The sequence below is a fragment of the Salinicoccus halitifaciens genome (assembly GCF_021026095.1).
GTDB classification, from domain to species: Bacteria; Bacillota; Bacilli; order Staphylococcales; family Salinicoccaceae; genus Lacicoccus; species Lacicoccus halitifaciens.
On record NZ_JAJNCU010000004.1, the window covers coordinates 217,691 to 237,668 of the forward strand.

Annotated in this window: 19 protein-coding genes; all 19 read right to left on the bottom strand. The window is 50.4% G+C overall.

Annotation, left to right across the window (positions count from 1 at the left end; all coding sequences use genetic code 11):
• Window positions 1-117: 117 nt before the first annotated feature.
• A complete protein-coding gene (gene lysS, locus LPW40_RS09795) occupies window positions 118-1,608 on the bottom strand; it encodes a lysine--tRNA ligase (RefSeq protein WP_230822068.1) in 1,491 nt (496 codons plus the stop codon).
• A 13-nt stretch (window positions 1,609-1,621) separates the two neighbouring features.
• Window positions 1,622-2,626, bottom strand: coding sequence for a tRNA dihydrouridine synthase DusB (dusB, locus tag LPW40_RS09800; RefSeq protein WP_230822119.1), 1,005 nt, complete (start codon window positions 2,624-2,626; stop codon window positions 1,622-1,624).
• A gap of 1 nt (window position 2,627) precedes the next feature.
• Complete coding sequence (folK, locus tag LPW40_RS09805) at window positions 2,628-3,095, bottom strand: 2-amino-4-hydroxy-6-hydroxymethyldihydropteridine diphosphokinase (RefSeq protein ID WP_230822069.1); 468 nt, start codon at window positions 3,093-3,095, stop codon at window positions 2,628-2,630.
• The gene (gene folB, locus LPW40_RS09810) at window positions 3,095-3,460 is read right to left on the bottom strand and encodes a dihydroneopterin aldolase (RefSeq protein WP_230822070.1); all 366 of its coding nucleotides are present in this window, start codon (window positions 3,458-3,460) and stop codon (window positions 3,095-3,097) included. The genes folK and folB overlap by 1 nt, the downstream gene beginning before the upstream one ends.
• Window positions 3,453-4,241 (bottom strand): dihydropteroate synthase, encoded by a 789-nt coding sequence (gene folP, locus LPW40_RS09815; RefSeq protein WP_230822071.1) that lies wholly within the window; start codon window positions 4,239-4,241, stop codon window positions 3,453-3,455. Before folP ends, folB begins: the two co-directional genes overlap by 8 nt.
• Before the next feature lie 165 nt (window positions 4,242-4,406).
• Window positions 4,407-5,336 (bottom strand): cysteine synthase A, encoded by a 930-nt coding sequence (cysK, locus tag LPW40_RS09820; protein ID WP_230822072.1) that lies wholly within the window; start codon window positions 5,334-5,336, stop codon window positions 4,407-4,409.
• 67 nt (window positions 5,337-5,403) lie between these two features.
• Window positions 5,404-6,276: an Hsp33 family molecular chaperone HslO gene (gene hslO, locus LPW40_RS09825; protein WP_230822073.1), complete on the bottom strand. Its 873-nt coding sequence runs from the start codon at window positions 6,274-6,276 to the stop codon at window positions 5,404-5,406.
• A gap of 55 nt (window positions 6,277-6,331) precedes the next feature.
• Window positions 6,332-8,446, bottom strand: a complete 2,115-nt coding sequence (gene ftsH / locus LPW40_RS09830) for an ATP-dependent zinc metalloprotease FtsH (protein ID WP_230822074.1) — start codon at window positions 8,444-8,446, stop codon at window positions 6,332-6,334.
• 73 nt (window positions 8,447-8,519) lie between these two features.
• Complete coding sequence (gene hpt, locus LPW40_RS09835; protein ID WP_230822120.1) at window positions 8,520-9,053, bottom strand: hypoxanthine phosphoribosyltransferase; 534 nt, start codon at window positions 9,051-9,053, stop codon at window positions 8,520-8,522.
• Window positions 9,043-10,323, bottom strand: coding sequence for a tRNA lysidine(34) synthetase TilS (gene tilS, locus LPW40_RS09840; RefSeq protein ID WP_230822075.1), 1,281 nt, complete (start codon window positions 10,321-10,323; stop codon window positions 9,043-9,045). The genes hpt and tilS overlap by 11 nt, the downstream gene beginning before the upstream one ends.
• A 62-nt stretch (window positions 10,324-10,385) precedes the next feature.
• Entirely contained in the window at window positions 10,386-10,766 is a 381-nt protein-coding gene (locus tag LPW40_RS09845) for a S1 domain-containing RNA-binding protein (protein WP_230822076.1), read from the bottom strand.
• Between the two features lie 82 nt (window positions 10,767-10,848).
• Window positions 10,849-11,271 carry an FtsB family cell division protein gene (locus LPW40_RS09850; RefSeq protein ID WP_230822077.1) on the bottom strand — a complete coding sequence of 141 codons (423 nt, stop codon included), beginning with the start codon at window positions 11,269-11,271 and terminating at the stop codon, window positions 10,849-10,851.
• A 43-nt stretch (window positions 11,272-11,314) separates the two neighbouring features.
• Entirely contained in the window at window positions 11,315-11,608 is a 294-nt protein-coding gene (locus tag LPW40_RS09855) for an RNA-binding S4 domain-containing protein (protein ID WP_230822078.1), read from the bottom strand.
• A complete protein-coding gene (locus LPW40_RS09860; RefSeq protein WP_230822079.1) occupies window positions 11,595-12,776 on the bottom strand; it encodes a MazG nucleotide pyrophosphohydrolase domain-containing protein in 1,182 nt (393 codons plus the stop codon). The genes LPW40_RS09855 and LPW40_RS09860 overlap by 14 nt, the downstream gene beginning before the upstream one ends.
• Window positions 12,776-16,246, bottom strand: a complete 3,471-nt coding sequence (mfd, locus tag LPW40_RS09865; RefSeq protein ID WP_230822080.1) for a transcription-repair coupling factor — start codon at window positions 16,244-16,246, stop codon at window positions 12,776-12,778. The genes LPW40_RS09860 and mfd overlap by 1 nt, the downstream gene beginning before the upstream one ends.
• A complete protein-coding gene (gene pth / locus LPW40_RS09870; protein WP_230822081.1) occupies window positions 16,239-16,811 on the bottom strand; it encodes an aminoacyl-tRNA hydrolase in 573 nt (190 codons plus the stop codon). Before pth ends, mfd begins: the two co-directional genes overlap by 8 nt.
• Window positions 16,812-16,872: 61 nt before the next feature.
• Window positions 16,873-17,502: a 50S ribosomal protein L25/general stress protein Ctc gene (locus LPW40_RS09875; RefSeq protein ID WP_230822082.1), complete on the bottom strand. Its 630-nt coding sequence runs from the start codon at window positions 17,500-17,502 to the stop codon at window positions 16,873-16,875.
• 104 nt (window positions 17,503-17,606) lie between these two features.
• On the bottom strand, window positions 17,607-18,575 hold the full coding sequence (locus LPW40_RS09880; RefSeq protein ID WP_230822083.1) for a ribose-phosphate diphosphokinase: 969 nt from the start codon (window positions 18,573-18,575) through the stop codon (window positions 17,607-17,609).
• 12 nt (window positions 18,576-18,587) lie between these two features.
• Window positions 18,588-19,949, bottom strand: coding sequence for a bifunctional UDP-N-acetylglucosamine diphosphorylase/glucosamine-1-phosphate N-acetyltransferase GlmU (gene glmU, locus LPW40_RS09885; RefSeq protein ID WP_230822084.1), 1,362 nt, complete (start codon window positions 19,947-19,949; stop codon window positions 18,588-18,590).
• Window positions 19,950-19,978: the final 29 nt, after the last annotated feature.

Below are 19,978 nucleotides of genomic sequence, written 5' to 3' on the forward strand. Positions count from 1 at the left end.
ATGATTGTAATTATACATGAATCTGTATATAAATAAAGACCTAAACTCAATGAATACGTTTTCATGAATAAAAAATGCAAAACCCGATACATTCGGGTTCTGCATTCTCCACTCGGATCATTTTTGTTTCATATAAGGGAATAACAGGACATCGCGTATGCTCGCTGAATCCGTGAGCAGCATCACCAGTCTGTCCACGCCGATCCCGAGTCCGCCTGTCGGCGGCATGCCGTACTCAAGCGCTTCAAGGAAGTCCTCGTCCATATCATGGGCTTCATCGTTCCCCGCCTCTTTTTCCGCCACCTGGGCTTCAAAGCGCCTTCTCTGGTCGATCGGATCATTCAGCTCGGTGAATGCATTCGCATGCTCACGTCCGACGATGAACAGCTCGAAACGGTCCGTGAACCTCGGATCATCCGCATTTTGTTTCGCGAGCGGCGATATTTCAATCGGATGCCCGTAGACGAATGTCGGCTGAATCAACGTTTCCTCAACCTTCTGTTCAAAGAATTCATTCAGTATATGACCATACTGCATCGTTGCCTTCACTTCAATCCCATGTTCTTTGGCGAGTGCATGTGCCTCTTCGTCCGATTTCACCTCATAGAAGTCCACGCCTGTGGCTTCCTTGATCAAATCCACGATGTGCACGCGTTTCCAGCCGGTGCCGAGGTGGATTTCTTCGCCGCCGTACTGCACCGTGGTGCTGCCCGTGACTTTCTCTGCAATATGCGCAACCAGTGCTTCGGTCAGATCCATGATATCGTTATAATCTGCATACGCTTCATACAGCTCGATCATCGTGAATTCAGGATTGTGGCGCGTGGAGATGCCTTCATTCCTGAACACCCGTCCGATTTCATACACTTTCTCCATACCGCCGACGATCAGCCGCTTCAAGTGCAGCTCGATCGCGATACGCATGAAGAGATCCACATCCAGTGCGTTGTGGTGCGTCACGAATGGTTTCGCCTGGGCGCCGCCTGCGATCATATGCATCATCGGCGTCTCCACTTCGAGGAAACCTCGCTGGTTCAGATAATTACGCATCTCCTGGATGATCATGCTGCGCCTGATGAACGTCTCTTTGGACGCTTCGCTCGTGATCAGGTCAAGGTAACGTCTGCGGTATCTCTCTTCGACATCCTTCAATCCATGATATTTATCCGGCAGAGGGCGGAGTGCTTTAGTCAACAGCTTGAAGTCCTGCACCTTGATGGAGAGCTCACCGGTATTCGTTTTGAACATGACACCTTTGACACCGATGATGTCGCCGAGGTCGGCCTCTTTCCATAGATTTTCGAAATCTTCTTCACCGATCTGGTCTTTCCTTACATAGATCTGGATCTGGCCGTTTATATCCTGGAGGTGGGCAAAGCCGGCTTTTCCTTTACCTCTTTTGGTCATCAACCGGCCTGCAACGATCGTCCCGGATTCGCTTTCTTTTTCTTCAAGCTCCTCTTTTGAAAATTGATCCCACTCTCTTACAAGCTCATCCGTATAAGATGTGCGTTCAAATTTCCCGCCAAAAGGATCGATGCCAAGATCGATCAACTGCTGCATCTTTTCCCTTCTGACACTCATCTGGTCATTCATTTCTTCTGTCAACACTGAACACTCCTTAAATTTTTTGAACTGCGGACTCTTCCTGCCGTTCCTTTACTTCCCTGATGCATTCATCTGCGATTTTGATGACTTCTTCCCTGGTCACTGCCTGGTTGATTGCTTTGCGGGCATCGCCGTTACCCTTGAGGCCCTTCAAATACCAGGAAGCGTGCTTCCGCATCTCCATGACGGCGATTTTTTCACCTTTAAGGTCAATCAGACGGTCCATATGAAGCTTCATCACTTCCATCTTGCTTTCGAAATCCGGCTCATCAATCAGCTCGCCGGTTTCAAGATAATGGACAGTGCGATAGATCATCCATGGGTTGCCGAGGGCTGCGCGTCCGATCATCACGGCATCCACACCCGTTTCTTCAAGCATTGCGCGGGCAAGTTCCGGGCTCGTGACATCCCCGTTTCCGATCACCGGGATATCCACCGCCTCCTTGACCTGCCTGATGACATCCCAGTTGGCCTCACCTTCGTACATCTGGACCCTCGTGCGGCCGTGCATGCTGATTGCAGCAGCACCTGCACGCTCCGCCATCTTTGCATTTTCAACGGCATAAATATGCTCATCGTCCCAGCCGATCCTCATTTTCACCGTGACCGGCTTCGATACATTGTCGGTCACCGCCTTGACCATTTCATAAATTTTATCCGGATTGAGCAGCCATTTGGCTCCTGCTTCGCACCGGATTATCTTGGAGACGGGACAGCCCATATTGATATCTATGATATCCGCATTCGTATTCTGATCCACATACTTCGCAGCTTCAACAAGCGTATCCTTCTCGCCGCCGAAGATCTGAAGGGACAGGGGATGCTCATTTTCGTCGACATACAGCATTTTCATCGTCCTGTCGTTTCCTGCGAGGAGCGCTTTGTCACTGATCATCTCCGCACAGACGAGCCCTGCCCCGAATTCTTTCACCGTCAGCCTGAATGCCGCATTGCTCACACCGGCCATCGGCGCGAGCACGACACGGTTGCTGATTTCTATATTACCTATCTTAAAGATATCAGTCACCCCTTTCCAGGTCTTCCTTCAGCTCGAGCACCGTCTTATCCAGTGTCGGATGTTTCACGTCCGGTGCAATTTCAGCGAGGGGCTCCAGCACAAAACTCCGTTTATGCATCTCCTTATGCGGAATCGAAAGGTCATCGAGCTCAAGCTCCAGATCTTCGTAAAGCAGGATGTCGATGTCGATGATCCTCGGCCCCCATACTTCTTCCCTCACGCGGCCGAGGGAATGCTCGATGCCGAGCACCGTCTCAAGCAGGCTGAGCGGGGACATGCGCGTCTTGATCGCCACACACATATTCATGAATTCAGGCTGGTCGGTCTTTCCGTAAGGTTCAGTCTCAAGAACCCGGGAACGGTCTTTTACGTCGATTTCATCGAAATCATTCAAGGCGTCAATTGCTTTTTCCAGATTTTCTTCCCGGTCGCCCAGGTTGCTTCCCAGGCCAAGATACACATTTGCCATCAATTTTCCCGCTTTCTGTTTAGAGTAATGCTCACATTTTCATAATGTCCGTCGATCGGCGGACTCGGTTTTGTGACTGTAACATCCATCTCCAATATTTTATCATACCGGTCAAATAAAGCCCTCGAGACTTTTTCGGCCAGATGTTCGATCAGATTGACCGGTTCGCTTTTGATGACCTGTTCCACCAGTTCATATGCTTCCCCGTAGTGCACAGTGCCATCCAGATCATCGTTTTCTGAAGCGGCCCTCAAATCAAGATACATGGTGACATCGGTGATGAAGAACTGGCCGAGGACGCGCTCCGCATCAAGTGCACCGTGGTATGCGTATGTTTTAATTCCATTTATCTTAATGTTATCCATCAATATCTTCCTTCAGTTTGACATAAGTATCCGCCAGCTGACGGTTGATGGCGATATTATGGACACGCACCGCACCCACACCCTTTTCAAGGCCGTAGATCGTGGTTGCCGCAGTCGCCGCATCCCTTTCATCCGCTTTTGATTCACCGTCTATCAATTCCTTGATCATCCGTTTCCGGCTCGTCGCAAGGAGGACAGGATAGCCGACGGCCACAAGTTCATCAAGACGGCGCATGACTTCAAGCTCCTCTTCCCGTGACTTTGCAAAACCGATGCCCGGATCGAGCCAGATCTTCTCCTTTTTCACACCATGAGACATAGCAAGTTCCGCCGATTCCTCCAGCTCACTGATCATATCCTTCACCACATCATCGTATTGAGCATGATGATTATTATGCATCAGGAAGATCGGCGCATCGAACTCGGCCGCCACGTCAAGGATGGCCTCATCATATGTACCGCGCCATTGGTCATTGATCATCGTGGCCCCCGCCTCAAGGGCGGCTCTCGCCACGTTGGAGCGGAATGTATCGATGGATATTTCCACGCCCAGATCTTTGATCGCCTCAATGACGGGTTTTACACGGCTGATTTCTTCTTCTTCCGTGATCTCCGTATATCCGGGACGCGTCGAGTAGCCCCCGACATCTATGATATCCACGCCTTCATCCACCATTTCATGCGCACGTCTGACTGCACTGTCCGCATCATGATATTTGCCCCCATCACTGAAGGAATCCGGTGTGATGTTCAGTATTCCCATGATCTTCAATTTTTTCATGACAGATACCTCTTACTATTTAGAATTTTAACAGACATATTATAACACGTTTCCGCCCGGCGATTCCACACCGTAAAGCCATTGTGCAGGAATTCGCCCGATGCGTCCGGCACAAATAAAAAATGACTGTAAGCATGCTTACAGTCATTTCTCATTGTAATTGCATCAGTCCTCGAAATTGAATAATGCCGTCGACAAATATCTCTCGCCGTTTGAAGGCAGGATGACGATGACGTTTTTACCTTTTCCGAGCTCTTTGGCGACATCGAGGCCGACTTTGACCGCAGCGCCCGAGGAAATCCCACCGAGGATCCCTTCTTTTGCTGCAAGCTCACGGCCGACTTCCATCGCTTCATCATTTGTGACCGTTGCAACTTCATCATAAATCTCCGTGTCCAGTGTTTTCGGAACAAATCCTGCACCGATACCCTGGATTTTGTGGGGTCCCGGGTCCTTACCACTCAGGATTGCAGAATCCGCCGGCTCAACCGCAACGATCCTCACATTCGGATGATGCTCCTTCAGCACACGGCCTGCACCTGATACTGTACCGCCGGTCCCTATGCCGGAGATGAAACCGTCTATGGACAATCCTTCCATCTGGTTGACCAGTTCCACGCCTGTCGTTTTTGCATGGATTTCAGGATTGGCCATGTTTTCAAACTGCTGCGGCATGAAATAGCCTTCTTTTTCAGCCAGTTCGCCTGCTTTTTTAATTGCACCTTTCATGCCGTCGGCGCCCGGTGTGAGCACAAGCTCTGCACCGTATGCACGCAGCAGGTTGCGCCGTTCCTTACTCATCGTATCCGGCATGACAAGGGTCGCTTTGTAGCCTTTGCTCGCTGCCACCATGGCAAGTCCGATGCCGGTGTTGCCGCTTGTCGGTTCGACGATCACCGTATCCTTCGTCAGTTTCCCTTCTTTTTCAGCCGCTTCAATCATCGCCAGCGCAATCCTGTCCTTTACAGAACTGCCCGGATTCATGAATTCAAGTTTTACATATACATCTGCGCTGTTTTCATCAGTGAGATTGTTCAATTTCACCAGAGGCGTGTTGCCGATCGTTTCTGAAATGTTGTTATAAACTTTACTCAATGAAAGCACTCCCTTTTCCTAGTATCACACTATGAATATAGCACGCAATGCGCTCCATTACAATGGATTAGTGCGTGATCAATTCCTGCAGTTCTTCCTTTTCGATCCATACTTTATTGCGGCAGAAATGACAGTCCGCTTCCGCACCGCCGTCTTCTTTGATCATCGAGATGATCTCTGAAGGATCGAGTGCCGAAATCGCGTTCAGGAACCGTTCCTTTGAACAGTTGCACTCGAAGGAAACCGGCATTTCGCCAAGCTCTCTCCAGTTATCTTCCCCGATTGCTGCGTTTATAATCTCCCTCGGGGACATCCCTTTATCGATCTGTTTGGACACCGGCTCCATTTCTTTCGACCGTGCATCCAGGAAATCGAAAGTCTCTTCGCTCGCTCCCGGCAACACCTGTATGATGAAGCCGCCTGCAGCCTTGATCGTGTTGTCCGGATTGACGAGTACGCCGAGACCGACGATGGACGGCACCTGCTCACTCGCATAGAAATAGTAGGAGAAGTCTTCGCCGATCTCACCGGAGACTATTTCAGTCGAGCCGGTGAAATGCTCTTTGAGGCCAATGTCCTTCACCACACGCAGGTAGCCCTCTGTACCGACCGCACGTTTCACATCCAGCTTGCCCGAATCGTTCAAGTCAAAATGAACCTGCGGGTTCCCCAGATATCCACGGACCGTACCGTTCGCATTACTGTCGGCGACGATCGCACCGATCGGCCCGCCGCCTTCGATGGTCGCAGTCACTTTCTCTTCATTCTTGAGCATCGATCCCATCAATACGGCTGCAGTCATCGTACGCCCGAGCGCTGCTGCCGCTGTCGGATAGGCGCCGTGGCGGCTCACCGCTTCATTGATCGTTTCCGTCGTATCCACTGCCAATATGCGGATTTCATCATCCAATCCAAGTCCTCTTACTAAATGGTCACTCATTTTATTCCTCCTGAATCACCAAAAGTCGCCGGAAGGCGACTTTGGCTGTGATTGATTAATTCTTTCTGTTATTATCTTCCCACTCTTCTGCACGTCTCTTCTGTTCATCGAGACGCACATTATCCTCACGGTTTTCCGGTTCACCGACCATGTCCGGACGTTCTTCCAGACTGCGGCCGGAGTCTTCGGATGTACCTTGACCGGAGCTGCGTTCTTTCTCTTCTGCTTCTTTTTTCACTTCTTCGTATGATTTTCCGATTTTGCCCTCTTCTTCGGACTCATCGAGTTCGGAATCATCCGCCGTGTGGTCCACAAACGTTCTCTCAGGCAGCTTGCCATCGTAGAAGAGACTTTCAATCTGTTCACGGTCGAGCGTCTCGACCTCAAGCAATGTTTCCGCAATCAATACAAGCTGTTCCTTATGGTCGGTCAGGATCTGACGGCAGCGTTCATACTGCGTCTTGACGATGTTCTGCATCTCCTGATCGATTTCATAGGCGATCTTATCCGAGTAGTTCGGATCGCCCTGCATGCTTTTACCAAGGAACACCTGTCCGTTCGATTCGCCGAATTGAAGGGGTCCGAGCTTATCACTCATACCGTATTCCGTAACCATGCTGCGCGCAATCCCTGTAGAGCGTTGGAAGTCGTTATGGGCACCGGTGGATACTTCACCGAAGTTGATCTCTTCGGAGACACGTCCGCCGAGCAGGCCGACGATCTTATCTTCAAGTTCCGGCTTCGTCATGAAGTAACGGTCCTCACGCGGAAGCATGACGGCATATCCGCCTGCCTGGCCGCGGGGGACGATCGTGACTTTATGGACCATGTCCGCATCATCCAGCACCATGCCGATGATTGTGTGCCCCGCTTCGTGGAACGCCACGATCTTCCTTTCCTTCTCGGAAATGATCTTGCTCTTCTTGGCCGGACCGGCAATGACACGGTCGGTCGCTTCATCGACGTCACGCATGTCGATCTTCGTCTTGTTCTGCCTTGCCGCAACAAGTGCCGCTTCATTCAGCAGGTTCTCAAGATCTGCACCTGTGAAGCCCGGCGTGCGCTGTGCGATCGCCTTCAAGTCGACGGTGTCGTCAAGCGGCTTATTGCGTGAATGCACTTTAAGCACTGCTTCACGGCCTCTGACATCCGGACGGCCGACCTGGATCTGCCTGTCGAAACGTCCCGGGCGCAGAAGCGCCGGGTCGAGGATATCCGGTCTATTCGTCGCTGCAATCATGATGATGCCTTCGTTTTCACCAAAGCCATCCATCTCAACAAGCAGCTGGTTCAGTGTCTGCTCACGCTCATCATGACCGCCGCCCACACCGGCGCCACGCTGGCGTCCGACTGCGTCGATCTCATCTATGAAGATGATGCATGGTGCGTTCTTTTTCGCATTTTCGAACAAATCACGTACACGGGATGCACCGACACCGACGAACATCTCAACGAAGTCGGAACCACTGATCGAGAAGAACGGTACGCCGGCTTCACCGGCAACAGCCCTTGCGATCAATGTCTTACCGGTACCCGGAGGTCCCACTAAAAGGACACCTTTCGGTATACGTGCGCCGATCCTGTCAAAGCGTCGGTGATCCTTCAGGAAGTCGACGACTTCGATCAGTTCCTGCTTCTCTTCATCTGCACCGGCAACATCGTCAAAACGGACCTTTTTCTTATTCTGGTCATAGAGCTTCGCCTTGGATTTGCCGAAGTTCATCATCTTGCCGCCGCCTCCGCCGCCGCCCTGGGCCTGACTCATCAGGAACAGGAAGAGGAAGAGTATGAGGAGCAGTGGTATGAATGTAAACAGCATGGTCGTCCATGGACTCTGCTGCTCAGCCGGTTCCACCGCAAAGTTCAGGCCGTCCTGGGCCCGTGCCGTATCCAATATGCTGTCGAGGTCATCCACACTGTTATAGGGAATGACGGATGTAAATGACTCCTGTTCTTCCTGCGTGCTGAGACGCCCCTCGATCAAATAAACATTCCTGTCCGGCTGGATGAGTAATTCTTCAACGTTGCCGGCTTCAAGCTGTTCTAAAAATTCACTGTACTGAAGCTCTTCTTCAAGACCGCCAGTACCATTAAATTGTGAGAAAATACCAAACATGATGACAACTAATACAAGGATTAGTATCATATTACGACCTGTATTCTTCGGCATTCGTAATCCTCCATTTCTAATACACTAAAAAAAATAATATCACAATATCTTCAAGTAATTCCACTTATATGGTTTATGAATAAAACTCAGGTTTAAGCAGGCCGATATATGGCAGGTTCCGGTATTTCTCATCGAAATCCAGGCCATATCCGACGACGAAACCATCAGGAATTTCCGTTCCTATGTACTTGACGTCGACGTGCAGCTTCCTGTTCACCGGTTTATCCAGCAGTGTGACGATTTCAATCGATGCGGCATTACGATACTTGATGAGGTCGATGATCGAATTCAGCGTCGTCCCCGTCTCAATGATGTCCTCAACGATCAGAACATGCCTGCCGTCGACCGATCCGGAAAGGTCTTTTAATATCTGGACTTCCCCCGTCGATTTTGTACCCACATAGCTTGATACATCCATGAAATCTATTTCCAGATGCGTATCGATCTTTTTGATCAGATCCCCCATGAACAGGACAGACCCTTTAAGCAGCCCGACCATGATCGGGGTTTTTCCTTCATAGTCTTTTGTGATCGTCTCGCCCAGATGGGTCACGATCCGTTCAATATCTTCTTCCGATAAAACTATTTCACTGATATCATTCCTCAGGCTCATGCGCTTTCTCCTTTGATATATTTAATCCGTTATAATTTTCTCGTGGTTCAATTATATTATAGATCGTTCCCAGTGCAATGATTTCATTGCACTTATCGGCGATCACGGGAATTTTTTCCCGCTCCTCCCGCGGGACCTTGTTGTCGATGAAAATTCTGGACAACTTCTTCCGCCCCACCTTCGGCAGCCTGATCACATCACCATCCATCCTCGGACGTACGGTGAGCGGCAGCATCTCCCGGGGAAGCTCCACATCTATCCGGTAACCGTTATGATGGTAAGTCCCGTTGGCTGTGATCAAAAGATCCTCATCCATTAATCTTACATGTTTTGTGCTCCCATCATCGATGAACAGCCTGCCGTATCTCAATTTGATGGTTTTACCCCCGGCATGGAGGTCACTCTGGGATGCATCACCCTGACTGACAGCGATGAGCTCTTCGATGAATTTCCGCCCGGCATGGATCCCATGGAGGCTGAGCCACTTCTGAAGGATGAACACTTTGATGATGTGCGGCTCATTATTCAACGCAGTTCTTTCAAGGTCTTCATCTTTGGTGTGACTTATGAATTCCGATGCCCTGAGCCGTGCAAGTTTTTTCAGTTCATCCATATCTTCTGCAGCCCGGCCGAGGCTTGTTTCGTGAAGATGCTCATGCGCCCTGATCGCCGGCATGATGTGATGGCGTATATAGTTCCTCGTATAATCATCTTCTGCATTCGTCTCATCTTCGAAGTAATGGACATGGTGCCTGTTCTGATACTGCTTTATCACTTGCCGGGAGACGGCCAAAAGGGGCCTTGCGACCGGGAGTCCATCGACGGTGCCTGCTGATTTTATACCGAGCGTATCATTGAGGTGCCTGCCCGTCAGCAGCTGGTGGAGGATGGTTTCATGGTGATCATCCAGATGATGGGCCGTCAGAAGGACAGCGGCCCCATGTTTCCCGCACTGTTCTTTAAAAAAACGGTAGCGCAAAGCCCTGGCCTTAGCCTGGGAAAAATCCCCCGCCATGGAGAGGTGCGCCACTTCCACAGCATGCCCGTTCCGGGAGCCGAGGCGCCTTATGTAGCTTTCTTCATCCGCCGATTCCGGCCTCACCCCGTGATTGACATGCAGCAGTACAAGCTTCCGGTATGTGTCGTCCCGTTCCGTGAGAATATGGTACAGGACCATGGAATCGATGCCTCCGGAGACTGCCAGCGCAATCGTATCGGACGGTGCCCACATCATCTGCATCAATTTATCGATATCTTCGGTCATTTTAATCTCCAACTTATATACAAAAATAAAATAAGGCGATTACTAGTAATCGCCTTGATTTTTTATCTGCGACCCCCGCCGCCCCGACGAGATTCTGCTTGTCTCTTGATCGTGGAAAGTCGATCTTCACTGTCTTTAAGGAAAGAAGAAAGTTTCTCCTCAAAATCTTTTGGTGACGCTTCTTTGCGAGGTCTTGGCTTTGGTTTGTTTTCTTTCGCCTTTTTTATGGAAAGGCTGATTTTACCGTCATCACCGATGGACAGTACTTTGACCTCCACCTCCTGGCCGACACTCAAATGATCATTGATATCTTCTACATACTGATCGGCCACTTCACTGATGTGCACCAATCCGTTCTTTCTGTCCGGCAACTCGACGAACGCACCGAAATGTTTGATACCTGTTACTTTCCCTGTGATTTTACTGCCCACTTCTAATGACATGTTTATATGATATCCTCCCAATTACTGTTATCTCTATATATGATACTATAAAAATGAAAAATAATCATTACATATGTAATGATTATTCTCCGTTTCCATCTTCGGTTGTAACACTTTCGTCATCATTGCCTTCCGAGAGGTTGAAAATGATTTCCCCTTCCTCGGACAGGAAGAATTCGCTGCGCGCAATGCGCATGATGTAATTATCATCGTTCAACTGCTTGATCTGCTGTTCCAGATCCCGGGCTTCCGTGATTTTATTCTCCAGGATCTCTTCGTTCGAGACCACTTCTTCTTTTAAAAGTGAATTTTGATTGTGTTGATGCAGGGCCATGACCAGAAGGATGCCTGCGACGACCAGCATGAGACTGCTGACCAGCACTGTCCTTCTCCTGCTGACACGCTGCTCACCCGTCAGCACTTTTTTCTCGGATTCCTTTTTCCGGGTGTAGTTGTTGAGTAATTTCACAACTTTATTGTTCACAGCACCACGTCCATTCCTCATCATCAGCTCTCACTTTTAAAATACACTATTTTCAGATTAAATTCTACAGAAACTCATTGATTTCCTCGTCTTTTTCTTCTTTTTCAATTCTTTCCTCGCTGATGATCTTATACATTCTTTCCGCTTCTTCTTTTCTTGCATGGGATTCGAGCATCAGCACTTCAAGCGTCACGATTTTATTGCCGAACCTGATCTCGACGATATCGCCGACATTCAGGACCGTACCCGCCTTGGCCGTATGTCCGTTGATCTTCACGCGGCCTTCGTCGCTCACTTCTTTTGCGAGTGTCCGCCTCTTGATGACGCGTGACACCTTAAGAAATTTATCCAGTCTCATTCGTATCCTCCTTTTCCTCCACCTGTTCGGACAAAGTCTTCTGATGATGGATCGTCTCTTTCATCCACCCGAGAACCTTCTCCCCGTATTCTTTTTCATATTTGATCTTGTCTTTCTTGCCTTCGGCCTTCTTGGCTTTCTGCCAGACTTCGTTCAAGTCCTCCATATCCTCAACGACCGCATCCGAGAAGACGTGCGGATGGCGCCTGATGACCTTTTCGGTCATTCCGCCGAGGACATCCATGAAATCGAAGTGCCCCCTCTTGCTGCCGATGGCGGAATGCAGCGCAACCTGGAGCAGTATGTCCCCGAGTTCTTCGACGATGGCATCATCGTCCCCCTGCTCGATCGCCTCGATCACTTCATATGCCTCTTCCAGCAGGTATTTTTGAAGCGATTCATGCGTCTGCTTCTTATCCCACGGGCAGCCGTCCTCACCGACAAGCGTATCAAAGATATTCATCATATGGTGGACCGACTTCACATCCTGCGCCTCGAGCGATGATGCAGGGATGAAGAGCGCCATCAGGTTGCTCGCAACGTGGAGATGATCGGTTTCATGGAGCGGCACCTCGTACACCATCTCATCACTGCCGCCTGCAGCGGTGATGATTTTGACATCCATCTCCGCCGGGTAGTAATCGAGCAGCGTCAGTTTGACATCACTCAGGCTGAACTGGTCATACACCTGCGTGATGATCGTATGCTTCCTGTGCGAAAGGTCCCGGAGTTCAAGCGTCGTCGCATCGAGCAGCTGGAAGCCGTCATTGACGGGCACCCCCGCTGCGGTGACGACCGCATCTATGAAACTGCCGCCGCCCTTGATGTCGACGCGGAAACCTTCCTCCGCTGCGCGTGCCAGCAGGAGCTCCGTCGTCGTTTCATAAAATAAAGGATGCCCCGGCACGGCATAATCCACATCCGATGATTCTACCGCCCGGATGAGGCGGCTGCAGATTTCTTCATATGTCTCCTCGAAAGTGCCGCTGCTTTCGTAAATGTCATCGAATGATTGCCATTTGAGCCCTTCTTCCTTCAATACTGCGGTGACCGGATGGTCCTCCGTCCGCAGATAAAGATTACGGGAAGACTTGATCTCCCTCCATATGCCGAGCGGCATGCTGTCGATGTCCGAACTGCCGAGTCCGATGATATTGATTGTATTCATCATGCAACCTCCATCCTGCTGTCCTGTATATCTTCCATGATATTGACAAGCTTTTTGATATCTTTCGTTGCGACCGTAATCTTGAGTTCGCCGTCCTGGACCCCGACCTGGATGATGCGTCCGTAGTCCCTTGTATCCATGAACAATTTCTCCCCGTCGATTTGTGAAGTCGCCTGCCTGGAGACGTGGAGATGGATCCTGCCGCCGTCTTCCTTGACCTGGTAGATGCCGTACATCAGGGCATAGACTTTCACACGCACAAGCTGCAGCAGATTGTCGACTTCTTCCGGGAATGTGCCGAACCTGTCGATCAGCTCGTCTTCAATGTCCATGACCGCATCGATCGAACTTGCCGCCCGGAGGCGTTTATAAATATCGATCTTCGACTGTTCATGGGTGATGTAGGTGCCCGGTATATAGGCATCGAGCGTGATGTCGATCGGAATGTTGAGCGGTTTCTCCTCTTCTTCGATACCCCGCTTCTCCCTGACGGCGGATTCAAGCATTTCGGAGTACAGTTCATATCCGACGGAGTCGATGAAGCCCGACTGGTGTTTGCCGAGCAGGTTCCCCGCACCGCGGATGTTGAGGTCCCGCATCGCAATCTTGAACCCGCTGCCGAGCTCGGTGTATTCCTTGATGGCTTCAAGCCGTTTTTCCGCCACTTCGGTGAGCACTTTATTCGGCTGATGGAAGAGGTAGGCGTAACTGATCCGGTTGCTCCGCCCGACCCGGCCCCGCAGCTGGTAGAGCTGGCTGAGGCCGAAGCGGTCGGCATCCTCGATGATCAGCGTATTCGCATTCGGCACGTCCACGCCCGTCTCTATGATCGTCGTCGTGACAAGGACGTCGAACTCATGATTGACGAAGTCGAGCATCGTCTCCTCGATCTCTTTTTCGGTCATCTTCGCGTGCATGACGCCGACGTTCGCATCGGGGACAAGGGATTCCACATGGGCCTTCTTCTGATAGATCGTATCCACACGGTTATGGAGGTAGAACACCTGCCCGTCCCGTGCAAGCTCCCTTTCGATCGCCTCACGGACGAAGTTGCCGTTGTATTCAAGCACGTAAGTCTGTACAGGGAAGCGGTTCTCAGGCGGCGTCTCGATCACCGACAAGTCCCTCACCCCGGATAAGCTCATGTGCAGTGTCCGCGGGATCGGCGTTGCAGTGAGCGTCAGCACATCCACATTCGTCTTCAGCTGTTTGATGCGCTCCTTGTGCCGCACCCCGAAACGCTGCTCCTCATCGACGATCAGGAGGCCGAGGTCCTTGAATTCGACATCCTTGCCCAGAATCTTATGGGTGCCGACGACGATGTCGATCGTCCCTTCCTTCAGGCCTTCCCGCGTCTTCTTGTTCTGTGCGGCGGTCCGGAAGCGGCTCATCATCGCCACATTCACCGGATAGTCCTCGATCCTCTCGATCAGGCTTTCGAAGTGCTGGGCTGCAAGTATGGTCGTCGGCACGAGGAATGCCACCTGCTTGCCGTCCTGGACGGCCTTGAAGGCTGCACGGATGGCGACTTCGGTCTTGCCGTAGCCCACATCGCCGCAGAGCAGGCGGTCCATCGGCTTGATGTCTTCCATATCATTTTTGATTTCGTTCACCGAAGCTATCTGGTCGGGGGTCGGTTCATAAGGGAAACGCTCCTCGAACGCCTGCTGCATGTCGGTGTCCGGCGAAAACTTGTAGCCCCTCGCCTCTGCACGCTCCTGGTACAGCTTCATGAGCTCGTCGGCGATCTCATTGACGCTCGCTTCGACTTTGGCCTTCGTCTTCTTCCACTCCGTGCCGCCGAGCTTGTGCATCTTCGGTGCATTGTCCTCATTCGATACATATTTCTGGACGAGGTCCATCTGATCCACAGGGATGTACAGCTGATCCGTCCCTTTGTACTGCAGCTTCATGTAGTCGTTGTGGATGCCGCCGACTTCCATCGTCTCTATGCCGAGGTAGCGCCCGACGCCGTGGTGCACATGGACGACGTAATCCCCGACATTCAAGTCCTGATAGGACTTGATCTTCTCGGCATTGGTGAGCTTCTGGCGCCGCTTCTTCTTTTTGATGGTTTTATTGTAAAGTTCCTTTGAAGTCAGCACCGCCACCTGCATGAAGGGCAGAATAAAGCCCTTCGGCATCTCACCGAGGGTGAGGACGATGCCCGAGTCGACCGGTATTTCATGAATGTAGCTTGTGATCTTCAAATCATCGAGCAGCTGCTTGGTCTTCAAAAGCTCCTCTTCATTCCTCAGGATGATGTTGACCAAATAGTCGTCCTGCAGCATCCTGTTAAGGTTCGATGCAAGGATATCATACTGTCCGTAGTAGATTTCAGTCGGGCGCACCGATATTTTGACGATCTTCCCGATTTCAACCGGCATGCTCTTTGTGAAGAGCGTGAAATATGTGCTGCCTTTCATCGACAGCAGCCGGTCAAGCTGCCCTTCGAGGTAGTTGCCACCGCCTTTGAACACTTTGCCGGCTTCAACCATCGAACTGTAGAATTCACTGACCGCTGAAAGCTCCGCTTCATATGCCGATGTGATGTTCGTCACTTCGTCCACCATCACATGGTGATCCTCACCGATATAGTCGATGATCGAGTTCCCGGATTCATGCAGGAGATGCGCATACCGCGCGAGATGTTCGAAAGCTAGGTCCGGGTGCGTCACTTCTTCGAAGTGCTCCGTCAAAGCTTCCTTTCCCGCCTCATCCAGATGATCCGCATCCTGTTCATACAATTCGCGGATTTTGGCAAGGAGCCGCTCCCGATCATCGGCATCGAGGACATATTCAGCATACGGCTCCAGCGTGAAGGCATCGATGTTTTTAATCGAACGCTGCGTCTCCGGATCGATGATGCGCAGAGAATCGACTTCATCACCGAAAAGCTCCATGCGGTACAGCGATTCCGGCGTGAATATGTCGATGATGTCCCCGCGGACCGCGAACTCCCCGGCATTCTGTGCTTTCGATAAGCGTTTATAGCCGATGCTGACCAGATATTCCAACAACTCTTCGTAATCCACGATATCCGCATTTTTGAAAGTCCTTTGATGCGTCAGAAGCTTCTCCTTCGGCATGAGCGGTTTCATCAGCGCATGCACCGGCACGAGAAACAGCCCCGGCACATTATGTGCCAGAGCATAGCCTGCAGCCATCCTTGACTTGATGAATTCAGGGCTCTGTTTCGAATGGTTTTCTATCATGATATCGCCGACCGGGAATGTGTATACATTGTCCTCCATCAGGTCCATCAGCACTGCCGCCAGCTTTTCCATCTGGTGGTTGTTCTGGACGAAAATGACGTACGGCCTTTTGTTCATCTCGTAAAGCTGATACAGCAGCGTGGCCTTGAAATCTTCGTTCACGCCGGTGACAAGCAGGTTCTCTTTTTTGTCGTGTTTTGCGACCTCGAGGAACCTTTCATCATTACGTATGCGCTTTAAAATTTTCTTATCCATCGACATCACCGTTGAATTCCGTCATGACTTCCTCGAAAGGTTCGGTGATGAACTTGATGGTTGCCTCACTCGCCCTGTCAACGACTTTTCCGAGGATGGGCTGTTCCGCCTTCGAAAATTTGCTGAGCACATACTTCACGACCGTCGTGCCTTCAGGCGGACGGTCGATCCCTATGCGGACACGCTTGTACTTTTCGGTGGCGAGATGCTGGTTCAGTGATTTCATCCCGTTATGCCCGCCGCCGGTTCCTTTCTGCCGCAGCCGCAGTCTGCCGAGCGGCAGGTCCAGGTCATCGTAGAGCACAATGACTTTTTCCATTTCTATATTGTAATAGTCCAGCAGCGGACGGACGCCCTCGCCTGACAGGTTCATAAAAGTCTGGGGTTTGACCAGCATGACCTTATGACCGTCATGGACACCGATGCCGTAATCACATTTGAATTTATGGTCGGTGACTTCGATATTCAGATCCGAAGCAATTTTATCGACCACCATGAAACCAATGTTATGACGCGTCATTTCATATTTCTTCCCTGGATTTCCAAGCCCAATTATACATCTCATCTCATCACCTCATGCAACGTTAAAAAAGGCGATGGTCGCCCACCGCCTGTCATTTGATGTATTACTCCTGTGAAGATTCTTCTTCAGTTTCTTCTGCTGATTCCTCTGCAGATTCCTCTGACTCTTCGTCGTCAAGCTCTTCCTCTTTTTGTGGAGGTACAACTGTCACGAGTGCTTCATCATCTTCGTTTTCGATTGTGAAGTTGCCTGTCGTTCTGATGTCGGAGACATAAAGTGTATCGCCGATTCCAAGGTCGCTGACATCCACTACCAGTGTTTCCGGAATGTTGTCCGGTGTCGCCGTAACTTCAACTTCGAAGATCGGCTGTTCCACGATGCCGCCTTCGTTAACGCCCACCGCTTCACCTGTGATTTCGATTGTAACATCAACAGTAACTTCCGTTTTCATGTTGATTGCCACAAAGTCGATGTGAGTGATCTGGTTTTTAAGTGAATCGAACTGATAGTCATAGACCATCACTTTCGTCGTTTCACCGTTCAGGTCCAGATCGATTACACCGTTACGGCCCACTTCACGGATGACTTTGATGAATTCAACTTCATCAACCGAAACTGAAGTGTTTTCAACTTGGTATCCGTATACTACTGCCGGTACTTGACCGCTGTTGCGCAGTTGTTTAACGGATGAACGGGTTTTTGCTTCTCTATTTGCCGAGGCTAATTTTGCCATGATAATAATTCCACCTTTCATATAACAGACAATGTATTATGTCCAATTTAACACATAGCACAAACAATAATAACATATTACCCGCCTGTTTGTAAAAAAAACTTTTAATTATCGAATAAAGTGCTGACGGATTCCTCTTTATACACTCTGACGATCGCCTGGGCAATCAGCGCCCCCACCGAAAGTTCAGTGATTTTGTCTATCTTCTTCTCCTCGGCAAGCTGTATGGAATTGGTCACCACGAGTTCTTTTATAATGGAGCTTTCAATTCTTTCGATGGCCGGACCGGAGAGGACAGGATGTGTACAGCATGCATAAACCTCTTTTGCACCTTTGTCCACGAGGGCCTGTGCAGCAAGCTTGATCGTTCCGCCGGTATCTATGATGTCATCGATGATGATTGCCGTCTTGCCTTCGATATCACCGACGATGTTCATCACTTCGGCGACATTCGGCCTCGGCCGGCGCTTATCAATGATGGCAATCGGAGTTTTCAGACGGTCCGCCATTTTACGGGCGCGGGTGACGCCGCCATGGTCCGGGGACACGACAACCACATCATCAAAATTCAGGTCTTCCTTTTCCGAGAAATAATCGCTCAACAGCGGCACACCCATCAGATGGTCGATCGGGATGTCGAAGAAGCCCTGGATTTGCGGCGCATGAAGATCCAGTGAAATGACCCTGTCGGCACCTGCAGTCTCCAGTAAGTTCGCAACGAGTTTAGCCGTTATCGGTTCACGGGAGCGGCTTTTACGGTCCTGCCTCGCATAACCGTAATAAGGCATCACCAGATTGATCGTCTTGGCTGATGCACGCTTTAATGCATCCACCATGATCAAAAGCTCCATAAGATGTTCATTTACAGGCTGGGAAGTCGACTGGATGACGAATGTATCACAGCCGCGCACACTTTCTTCGATGCTGATTGAAACTTCCTCATCCGAGAAGTGGTTGACTTCGCAGGCTCCGAGCGGAATGCCGATATGGCGCGAAATTTCTTCTGCGAGCGGTTCGTTGCTGTTTAGTGAAAAGAGCCTTAATTTGGAATTGGTTACGTTTGTAGATGACATGATTTGCCTCCATTATTTTGAGTTTTTATAATAGCCTTCTTTTGTTGTCTGCCTGTTCCTTGCGATTGCCAGACTGTCGTCCGGCACTTCGTCTGTTACCGTCGAGCCGGCTGCGATGAATGAACGGTCCCCGATTTTGACAGGGGCGACCAGGTTTGCATTACAGCCTATGAAAGCATCCTTGCCGATTTCCGTCCTGAATTTATTCTTGCCATCATAATTCACCGTGATTGTACCACATCCTATGTTGGTGCGCTCGCCTATGCTGGCGTCCCCGATATAACTCAGATGGGATACTTTGGATTCATCTTCAAGCTGCGACTTTTTCACTTCGACAAAATTACCAATTTTTACATTCTTTCCAAGCTCCGTACCCGGTCTGAGCTGGGCGTATGGACCGACAGTCGTCCCTCTGCCCACTTTTGCATCGGTTATGACGGACTGCTTGATCACTGCGTCATCCTCTATATGGGAATCCGTAATGTGGGAAGCGGAAGTGATCGTGACGTTCTCTCCGATCACGGTATCGCCGCTCAATACGACCCCCGGATAAATCAGGGTGTCCATGCCGATTTCCACTGTTGCATCGATATAAGTTGATTTCGGGTCTGTAAAGGTTACCCCGTTCTGCATATGGCGGGTATTGATCTGCTCACGGAGGATCTCCTCGGCCTTCGCGAGGGCAACCCGGTCATGGATTCCCATCGTTTCATTGAAGTCCGCGGTTTCATAGGCGTCTATCAGCTTGTGTTCCGAAAACATTATGCTGATGACCTCCGGCAGATGATATTCCTTCTGTGCGTTGTCATTGGTGACTTTATCCAGCGCTTTGAACAATGTCTTATTATCAAAGATGAAGGTGCCTGTATTGATTTCATGAAGTTCCCTGACCTCTGAAGTGGCATCTTTTTCTTCCACAATCCTCTTCACAGAGCCATCATAATTTCTGACGACCCTGCCGTAGCCGGTCGGCACCTCCGCTTCGGCGGAAAGTATGGTGGCAAGCGATTTCCTTTCCTTGTGGAATTCAAGGAGATTTTTGATCGTCAGCGGGGAAATCAGAGGCGTATCCCCGTATATGACCAGAGTATGCCCTTCCTTACCTGCCAGCGCATCACTCAGCTGACCCACTGCATGCGCCGTACCGAGCTGCTCATCCTGCACCGTCTTCTCCACACTGTCACCCAGATATTCGCCGACTCCCCGGCTGTCAGGCCCGATGATTGTATGTATTTCATCAAATCCGGCCTCTTTAACGTTATTGATCACATGCTGGATCATTGGTAAACCACATAATTCATGTAAGACCTTCGCCTTCCTCGACTTCATGCGTGTTCCCTTGCCGGCCGCCAAGATTATCGCTCGTGTTTGCATAATCACCCTCCATTTAATCGATATATCAA